A 9,654-nucleotide genomic window follows, 5' to 3' on the forward strand; every position below is an offset into this window, starting at 1 on the left:
GCAGGAGTTTTCTCCGTGGGGCATAGACCCTGGTAAATAGCTTGGCTGGCACTCAGTGTATGAACAGGTGGGACGAAGGAAGTTGGGACACGATCCCTATAGACACGGAAGGTTCACTATCATAGCTAACAGAGGAATAAACGCCTTCATAAAGAAAAATCAGGATGCTTTATGAAGTGTACCTAAAATTAGCTATTCAGTACCAGATACAATGACTGTTCATGCAATTTTGCTCTTGATTTGAGGTTATAAAGGAAGAAAAAATACCTATAATTCAAGCATTTGAGGCTTGAAACATTAGGAAGGAGGACTAGGATTATGATTAAAGTGTATTGTTATGAAAGATGTACTACTTGTAAAAAGGCTCTGAAGTGGCTTGATGATAATAAAATCAAGTATGATTTAATTGATATCAAGGGCAACAATCCAGACAAAGCCACTCTCAAAGCTGCATATGAAAAAAGTAATCAGCCTCTTAAAAAATTCTTCAACACAAGCGGCCAGCTTTACAGAGGAATGGAGCTTTCCAAGAAGCTTCCAGATATGAGTGAGGAAGAACAGCTTAATCTTTTGGCAACAGATGGGATGCTTGTAAAACGCCCACTTGTTATTACTGATGATACAGTTCTTCTGGGCTTCAAAGAGGCCGAGTGGACACAGGCACTTAAGTAACGAAACAACTAATAAAAGGAGAATAGACATGGTAAAACACATTATTTTATGGACACTTAAGGATGAGCTTTCAGCTGAGGAAAAGGAGCAGGTAAAGCTTGGAATCAAAGAAGGTTTAGAAGGTTTGGCCGGAAAAATCCCAGGAATGATTGATATCAAAGTGAACATCAATGGCCTTGCAAGCTCAAATGCAGATTTAATGCTGGATTCTACATTTGAAAGTGAGGAGGCTCTTAAAGGCTATGCCGTACATCCAGAGCATGTTGCTGTGGCAGATGGAAAAGTGAGACCTTACACTAAAATCAGAAGCTGTCTGGACTTTGAAATCTAGAAATTTGTATTAATTAAAGATTTGTTAACAAATTCCCTGCATGTTAAATGTTATAATTAACCTGTACATTATAAGTTAATTGTGAACTAAGTACAGGGGACGAGAGTTGAAGAAAAGATATATTGTTATCATTAATATTTTGATAGTAGGTTTGATTCTTTTCATTATCGTGAAGTATGCTAACGATAGAGCGGTAGAATCAAATCAGTCTTCGATTGCGTCTTTTGAGAAAATGACAACCACAACAGAGCAGATTGTCGCCAATTATTTGGAGGATGAGCAGCATCTGTGTGATATTTGGGCTAATTACATCAACGGGTCTGCGGAGGCAGGGACTCCTATGACAGTTGATGAGGCCATTTCTTATATTCGAAAAGCAAAAATTTCTCCTGAGATTTCAGGACATCTTATCTATATAGACGATGGCTCTATGGCGGGCATTTCCACTAACGCCAGGTCTACAGATCCATCGGATTACTCAGTAGATTATTCCCATATTAATATTTTTGAAAACTTGGAAATCAGTAACGTGGATGGTGCGGTCAATCTGACTAGGGCGTACACCAATCCACTGAATGGTGTTCAGTCTATCGCCTTTTTAAACAACATTAAGGTCTTGGATAGTGAGACAGAAGAGATGCGAGATGCCCTTATAATTCGAGTGGTTCCTGTAAGCCGTCTGGAGCAGAAGCTGGTATTTTTGAAGGGTGAGTATGAAAATGTGGAGATATCCCTAATAGATTGGGATGGGGACTACATGATTCATGGAAAGTCCTTGAAAAATAGCAATTTCTTTGAGTATTTCAAGTCATATAATCCGATGTCGGCTCAGGAATATAACCAGGTGGTAGAGACGATTCGCACTGACATTGGTTCCATGCATATCCACAATTCCAAGGATGAGGACTGCGTGATAGCGTATACCCCTTTAAGTGGTCTAGATTCATGGTTTTTGGTTGCGTATATTCCAGCTTACGAGTTAACCCTTAACAGGTCCATTGACTGGCTAATCTTGGGAATAGTTGTTGCAGGACTTTTGATTCTTCTTCATTTTAACCTGATGATACTTCTTAATTTCAACCGCAAGCTAACGGTGGCGGCTGAGGCTGCAAACCAGGCAAATGAAGCAAAATCCTATTTCCTGTCTACCATGTCACATGATATTAGGACTCCAATGAATGCCATAATCGGCATGAATGAAATGATTTTAAGAGACAGCCACGATGACGAAATCCTAATGTATTCAGAAAATATCAGGGCTGCAGGAAATACGCTTCTTGGAATAATCAATGATATCCTCGATTTCTCAAAGATTGAAGCAGGGAAAATGGAAATCATTAATGTGGATTATAATTGCGCTTCACTTTTGAATGATATTGTAAATATGGTTCAGAGGAAGGCTGATGAAAAGAATCTTATTTTCAAGCTAGATGTGGACCCCGATATTCCAAGATGTTTGCACGGTGATGAAATAAGGATTAAGCAGGTAATTACCAATATTCTTTCAAACGCTGTGAAATATACAAAGGAGGGCGGCGTAACCTTTTCAATCAACAGCACTAAATGTGAAGACAATCCTGATTATGTAATGCTTCACGTGAGTGTGGAGGATACAGGAATTGGCATTAAAAAGGAGGATTTGGACAAATTATTTGCAGCCTTTGAGCGAATTGATGAAAAGAAGAATCGCAACATAGAAGGAACTGGCCTGGGAATGGCCATTGCCCAAAGCTTCTTGGATATGATGGGAAGCTCAATCCAGGTAGAAAGTGAGTATGGTCGGGGTTCCGTTTTTTCCTTTGATTTAAAACAAAGGGTTGTGAAATGGGAGCCGCTAGGGGAATTTGACTCGGCTTACAAGAGTTTTCTTAAGGAAAGAGAGCAGTACAAAGTACGTTTTGTGGCGCCAGATGCGAGAATTCTGGTGGTTGATGACAATGAGATTAATCTAAAGGTATTTGTAAATCTTCTTAGAGAAACAAAAATTCAGATAGATACGGCGGAGAGCGGAGATGCATGCCTGACTTTATTTAAACGAAATTTCTATGATGTGATTTTCCTGGATCATATGATGCCTGATAAGGATGGCATTGAAACGATAAAGGAAATGAAAGAGTGCACTGACACGCCGAACGCTAAAACACCTGTCATTTGCCTTACTGCAAATGCGGTATCCGGAATGAGGGAAATGTATATAAATGCAGGCTTTGACGATTACCTCACTAAGCCTATTGATACAAGTCGGCTTGAGAATATGCTTTGCACATACATATCTTCGGATTTGATAAAGCAGGTGGATAGAGAGCCTGAGCAGAAGCATAAAATCCTGTTAGTGGACGAAGATATCCAGTTTTTACGCAGGCTCATGGAATTGCTATCGAATAAATACGAGGTGGCAGTGTCAAAATCTACGGCCCAGGCTACAGCCTATTTAAAGTCTCATGAGGCGGAGCTGATTATCATGGACGACAAGCTTGATAATCTGGCTGAAGGGGAACCGGACAAGATTATTCGAGATAGTTTTAAGGAGAAGAGTGATACTGAAATCACGTCTTTAATAGATGATTTCTTTGCAAAGGTTGCTGATAAAGAAAGGAGAGAACATGAATAAACAGATTAAAACAATATTAGCTATGACTTTCATATCAATGCTGGCGATTACATCGGCAGGCTGTGGACAGACTCAAAATCAGAGTTTGGAACAAAGTGAGACTCAGGTTAATCAGCAAGAAAATTCAACAAACCAGTTCTCTCCAAAATATGAAGCAGACACTGAGTATAAGCTGTCTGTGGTGGGAACCTATTCAAACTTTGAATCTCTGGAGAGCACCATCGACAGATTTTACGAGCACTATCCAAATGGTGAGATTGAGTACACATATCTGGATGATTACAGAAATACAATCGGTCCTGCACTTGCTGGCCAGGAGCCACCAGATATCTACGTTGTGCAGCCATGGATGTACGGGGATGAGCAATTTGCACCACTGTTTGATGGGGCAGAGATTTTGTCTGACCCTGAGCTTGAAATCAATTTAGACTGTATTCGTCCTAGCGTTACATGGGAGATGGATGATGGAGAAATCTGCACATTGCCTGTATTTGCCACATCCTACGGAATGCTTGTAAATATGGACATTTTTGAAAGGTCAGGCCTTGAGGTTCCTACCACATTTGAGGAATTGAAGGATGTATGCCAACAGCTCAAAGAAGCTGGCTATGAATCACCTCTTATGGGAGCAAACACAACAACTACGCCAGGCATCGGCTATGCATTTAGCTATCCTATGTTTGCCAAGACTGTAAAGGATGATAGAAGTATCGAGGAGGGCCTTAATAATTTGGAACCATCAGCAGGTGAGGCAATGAGGCCATCTTTAGAGCGACTACAAGAGCTTGTAGACTCAGGATGCATAGATATTGCTAAATGTTCAGAGGAAATCGAAGATGACTACAATTCAGTAATCTTGAGATTTTTCGAAGGAGATGTTCCTATGATGCTTTGCTCAGGCGATGTTGTCTCTGGAACAAAAAAGAGAGAAGGACAGTCCGAAGCTTTTTCGGCTAACCCTTTCAACTATGATTTTTACGTAGCACCTTCTGGAGATGAAGGTGGATACTATATGGATTCAGTTTCCATATTATTCTGCGTTAATAAAAACAGTGCAAACCTGGACATGACAAATGAGTTTATCAGATTCCTTACAAGTGAAAAAGAACTTGGACTCATGGCAGCAGAGAAAAGACTTATTACACCTACCACAGATTATTCCCTTGATGAAGTGTACGCTTCCCTGGCAGATTTCCCAGAGGATAGAACTGTAAACTTCAGGGATACAGAGCTTCTTGATACAGCCGTAAAGCAATATAGAGCAGCAGCCTACGCAATTGTAAATGGAGAAATGACAGTGGATGAAGCCGTTGCAAACTATGGTTCAATACCGACGGAGTAGGTCTATAAGCTACTAAGGATTTGCAGTGCAAGCTCTTTTGCTTCATCGAAATCCAGATTAGAAACGAGCTTATCCAAGTCTTTGATTTGGGTTGAAAGAGCTTCATCACATTTATAGGAAAGAAGCTGTTTTGCAGCATCTTCGGCGCTTCCTAAATCAAAGTCGTTCACAGCAGTGATAAGCATATTTAGATTATTTGACAGGGCCTCTTTATCAAAGCTTTTTTGAGGCCCAAGGCTATTTATAGCAAATGGCTCAAGATAAGGCTTTAGACCTTTAAATGTATCTAAAACACCTGGTGTAAGCATCTTGATTTGCTCCACGTCATTGTCCTTGCCGAGTTTTTCTAGAGTAAAGAAATCCTCGCCAAGCTCCATGGCTCCAATCATGCGGCAGGTGGTTTTTAGTGAATGTACTTCGACGGTATAGTTGGATATATTTCCAGATGCAAGATTGGATTCTACTGAAGCGACCTTGTCATCCATTAATTTGTATATATCACCTAGGAGCTCCAAAAAGAGTTCCTCTGAACCAGCGTTTTTGATAGCTTTTTCTACATCAATACCAGGTATATTAATATTCATAAATCGTACTCCTTCATAAGTTGAGTATACCACTATTAAAATCCGGTATAAACTAGCAGGAGGAATGCATTGGGGAGGCAAAAAATGATTCCACAGATTGTAGTTGTAGACGATGATCCTATTATTTTAAAAAAGGCTTGGAATACTCTTACAAGCTCTGGGCTCAAAGCAGTAGTTTTGAAATCCGGAAAGGCACTTTTGGAGTACACCCAGGAAAATCCTGCACCAGACCTTATTCTTATGGATATAAGTATGCCCGAAATGGATGGATTTGAAGTAGTTAAAGAGCTTAAAAAGTGTGAGGCCGGCTGGCGGGATACACCTGTGATTTTCCTGACAGGCAATGAAGATGAGGATACAGAGACAAAGGGGCTTTCACTTGGTGCAATGGATTTTATTAGAAAACCTTTTGTGGCAAGCGTGCTGGTGCTTAGAGTGAAGCATGCTGTGGAACTTATCAGGCTCCAGAGAAATCTTGAAGGCATGGTGGAGGAGAAAACAAGGGAGAACGAGAACCTTTTCCTGCACGTAGTCGAAAGCCTTGCAGATGCCATCGATGCCAAAGACAACTACACAAAGGGCCATTCAGGACGAGTAGCGATTTATTCAAAAGAGATAGCAAAGAGATATGGCTATGATGAGAAGCACCAGGAGCAGATTTTCATGATGGGGCTTCTGCATGATGTTGGAAAAATAGGAGTTCCTGATGAAGTTATTAACAAGCCAGGAAGACTTACAGACGAAGAGTTTGCCAAGATTAAGAAGCATCCGGGCATTGGTGGCAAGATTCTAGGCAATATAAAGGAAATGCCTTCCCTTGCAGCAGGCGCTAAATGGCATCATGAAAGATACGATGGAAAAGGCTATCCAGAGGGCCTTGCTGGCGACGACATTCCTGAGGAAGCCAGAATCATCGCTGTGGCAGATGCCTATGACGCCATGACCAGCACTAGAAGCTATAGAGGAGCACTACCTGTTGAAGTGGTCCGTGGGGAGATTGAAAAGGGCAAAGGCTCCCAGTTTGACCCTAAGTTTGCGGATATCATGATAGAAATGATTGATGAAGGGGCATTCCCAGATGTATAAGCGAATTAGGCTTGTATAGGGCAGTTGATACGGGAATATAGGAGCTAGTTGTTGACAAATCTGAATTCTGACGTTATATTATATGGAAATCTTTTTCATTAACTTTTATTTATAACATTTTAAAGAGTCTTATTTTATTTTCAGAGATAAAATCCCAATTTTACGAAAATACTACGGTTCAAACTAGAACTTTTCATTTTTCAACCGTAGGAATAAGAATCAGCAGTAGCGATTATGAGTTTTACCTACGGCTATTACTGCGTTTATGTGATTACAACCGTAGTGTCAGTTGGTGACCTACGGGTAAGATTTGCGAGTTCAAAGAATAGCCGTAGGTATTTTGATGATTTGAAGAAATCGCTACGGTTGAAATTACAAAAAACTAATCTCAACCGTAGGAAATCAAAAAAATCCAATATTTTTCATAGAAAAAAGAGGTTTTGAAAGATTACAAGGAATTATTAATAGAAAAACAGACGGAAATAAATCAGTTATTACAGAAATCACAGAAGAATCTTGCCAAGTATAGGGGGCTGCCTAATAAGAGAATTAGGTCATCCACAAGCAATAACTGCGTTCAGTATTATTTTGTAGATTCTGAAACAGGTGAAAGCAAATATGCAAAGAACGGTGAATATACACTGGTAAAAAAGATAATACAGCGTGACTACGAGGTGGCAGTAAATAGTAAGCTTAAGAAAATGGAAAAGGAAATCGAAAAGATTATTAAAAGGTGTGACTTTGAGGATATTCATTCTATTTATAATAAGCTTCCCTTGAGTAAGCGAAATATAGTTGTGCCAATTATAGAAACAGATGAAATGTATATAGAGCGCTGGAAGCTGGAACATGCTGGAAATCAAAACACATTTTTTGAGGATGGTAAAATTCAAACAAATAATGGGGAAAGAGTTAGATCAAAGTCAGAAAAGATAATAGCTGATTTGTTTGAAAAATATAACGTGCCTTACATATATGAACCGTATTTAGAACTTTCTATCGGACATATCGTATACCCGGATTTTGCAGTTCTTAATGTAAGAGAAAGAAAGACTATTTACTGGGAACATCTAGGGTTAATTGACAACGAAGATTATGCCAAAAAGAACATGCTAAAAATCTATGATTACAGCAGAAGTGGATATCATTTGGGGGATAATTTGATTTTGTCTATGGAAACATTTGATACTCCGCTTAATAGTAAGGATGTTATACGAGAAATAATGAAATATTGCATATGATAATTGTTGATTTATAGAACGACAAATGACATAATGTGTGCAATAAAAGCTTGGAATGGGAATAGTGGAGAATACTAATATGGTCATAGGCGTTAGCGCATGTTTACTAGGCGAGAATTGCAAATATAACGGGGGCAATAACTATAGTGAAAAGACCCTTGAATATTTAAAAGGTCATGAGGTAGTACCTGTCTGTCCTGAAGTTTTAGGCGGGCTCCCTACACCAAGGGAATCAGCAGAAATAGTTGATGGTGTTGTAAAGCACAAGGATGGTAGTTCTGTAGATACAGAATTTCGAGCTGGTGCAATGAAGGCTTTGCAAATACTAATAGATAAAAAAGCAGAGCTTGTGATACTACAATCAAGAAGTCCATCCTGTGGCGTTAATACTATTTATGATGGTACTTTTTCAGGAAATATAATACCTGGAAATGGCGTGTTTGTTGAGCTTCTCAGGCAAAATGGAATAAAAGTAGTAGATGTGGCTGACTTATAGAAACGGGGGCAATAATGGTTTTACTGGTTATTGATGTACAAAAGGGAATTACAGATGAAAGACTATACAATTATCAGGAGTTTATAGAGAACACAGCAAGGCTGATACAGACGGCACGAGCGAATGATGTGGAGGTCATTTATGTACAGCATGACGATGGCCCAGGTTCAGGATTTTCTGCAGGTGATGAGGACTATGAAATTGCAGATCAGGTTGCGCCAATAGGAAAAGAGCGTATTTTCACAAAGACTGTGAATAGCTGTTTTGGTAATCCAGACTTTGTATCTTATTTACAGCAGACTGGCACAAGGGAACTCATGATAGTGGGCCTCCAGACCAACTTCTGCATAGATGCCACAGTAAAGTCTGCTTTTGATAGAGGCTATAAGGTTATTGTCCCAGCCGGATGCAATTCTACATTTGACAATGACTATATGAATGCTGAGACTACATACAGATATTACAATGAGATGATGTGGCCAAAACGTTTTGCAGACTGTGTAGCTGTTAAGGAAGCAGAACAGTTGTTGAGAGAGAAGTGATTATAATAATGACATAGCTGGATTATCTATCGCTCTACAGATGTGCAAGTTAGAATAGTTATCATTATAGAAGTTATATAGTTATAAATAGTGAATCCGCCTTGCTATTTTATAACGGATTAGATTATCTAAACTATATTTGGACTTAAAAATTCAAGTATTCTCAAAATCCTACGGTTGAAAATGTAATTTCGAATTCTCGTCCGTAGATAAATTACAAAAGATCATTGAAAACAAGATTTACCTACGGCTAATTTGTGAGATTTTTTGAATCCAACCGTAGTAGCACAAGTGGATCTACGGCTAGATTTTAGACTTTAAAAAATTAGCCGTAGGTTTTTTGGTGTTTAAGAGAAAATTCTACGGTTGAAATAGAAAAAAAGAAATTCCAACCGTAGGATTTGATAAAGCCCATATAATGGTGTAAATTCAAAAATTTAATAAAAAGAGCCAAGTGCTCATCTTTCAGTTAAAATTAAGTTACCACACAAAACATAATTGAAAGGATGAATACTATGGCTCAATTACATTTTACATTGGATCATGACTTTTTTGTAGGACTTTTCTCTGAAACTAAGGATGAAGCATTTGGCAAGCTTATGGAAGCTTTACTTAATCAAGTTCTCTTAGCAGAATCATCCGAGCAACTTGGTGCCGAAAACTATGAACGTACTTCTGAAAGGTCCGATTATCGAAATGGAACAAGAACCAGAAGTTTAACTACACGCATTGGAAAAATAGAATTACAG

Annotated in this window: 10 protein-coding genes; 9 read left to right on the plus strand and 1 reads right to left on the minus strand. The window is 39.0% G+C overall.

Translation table 11 applies throughout. The features are described 5' to 3' along the window. The first annotated feature begins 318 nt into the window (after positions 1-318). From BM102_RS13920 to BM102_RS13935, 4 genes are all read left to right on the plus strand, one after another. Positions 319-672: an arsenate reductase family protein gene (locus tag BM102_RS13920; RefSeq protein WP_044937417.1), complete on the plus strand. Its 354-nt coding sequence runs from the start codon at positions 319-321 to the stop codon at positions 670-672. A gap of 28 nt (positions 673-700) precedes the next feature. Then, positions 701-1,003 (plus strand): Dabb family protein, encoded by a 303-nt coding sequence (locus BM102_RS13925; protein WP_044937419.1) that lies wholly within the window; start codon positions 701-703, stop codon positions 1,001-1,003. 106 nt (positions 1,004-1,109) lie between these two features. Next, positions 1,110-3,614: a response regulator gene (locus tag BM102_RS13930; RefSeq protein WP_090482942.1), complete on the plus strand. Its 2,505-nt coding sequence runs from the start codon at positions 1,110-1,112 to the stop codon at positions 3,612-3,614. Then, positions 3,607-4,956, plus strand: a complete 1,350-nt coding sequence (locus BM102_RS13935) for an ABC transporter substrate-binding protein (protein ID WP_177194981.1) — start codon at positions 3,607-3,609, stop codon at positions 4,954-4,956. The genes BM102_RS13930 and BM102_RS13935 overlap by 8 nt, the downstream gene beginning before the upstream one ends. 2 nt (positions 4,957-4,958) lie before the next feature. Here BM102_RS13935 and BM102_RS13940 read toward each other — a convergent pair whose 3' ends face one another. Beyond that, positions 4,959-5,540, minus strand: coding sequence for an Hpt domain-containing protein (locus BM102_RS13940; protein ID WP_090482945.1), 582 nt, complete (start codon positions 5,538-5,540; stop codon positions 4,959-4,961). A gap of 84 nt (positions 5,541-5,624) precedes the next feature. Between BM102_RS13940 and BM102_RS13945 the strand changes: the two genes are divergently transcribed. The 5 genes from BM102_RS13945 to BM102_RS13965 all read left to right on the plus strand — a co-directional run. Further along, positions 5,625-6,626 carry an HD domain-containing phosphohydrolase gene (locus BM102_RS13945; RefSeq protein ID WP_090482947.1) on the plus strand — a complete coding sequence of 334 codons (1,002 nt, stop codon included), beginning with the start codon at positions 5,625-5,627 and terminating at the stop codon, positions 6,624-6,626. Positions 6,627-7,066: 440 nt separating this feature from the next. Further along, on the plus strand, positions 7,067-7,867 hold the full coding sequence (locus tag BM102_RS13950; protein ID WP_090482950.1) for a hypothetical protein: 801 nt from the start codon (positions 7,067-7,069) through the stop codon (positions 7,865-7,867). A 79-nt stretch (positions 7,868-7,946) separates the two neighbouring features. Beyond that, the gene (locus BM102_RS13955) at positions 7,947-8,363 is read left to right on the plus strand and encodes a 2-thiouracil desulfurase family protein (RefSeq protein ID WP_090482952.1); all 417 of its coding nucleotides are present in this window, start codon (positions 7,947-7,949) and stop codon (positions 8,361-8,363) included. A gap of 14 nt (positions 8,364-8,377) precedes the next feature. Continuing rightward, positions 8,378-8,905, plus strand: a complete 528-nt coding sequence (locus BM102_RS13960; protein ID WP_090482955.1) for a cysteine hydrolase family protein — start codon at positions 8,378-8,380, stop codon at positions 8,903-8,905. 515 nt (positions 8,906-9,420) lie between these two features. Then, on the plus strand, positions 9,421-9,654 hold a 234-nt coding region (locus BM102_RS13965; protein WP_242942892.1), incomplete at its 3' end, for a transposase.

The organism is Pseudobutyrivibrio sp. JW11, assembly GCF_900115355.1.
Lineage (GTDB): Bacteria > Bacillota > Clostridia > Lachnospirales > Lachnospiraceae > Pseudobutyrivibrio > Pseudobutyrivibrio ruminis.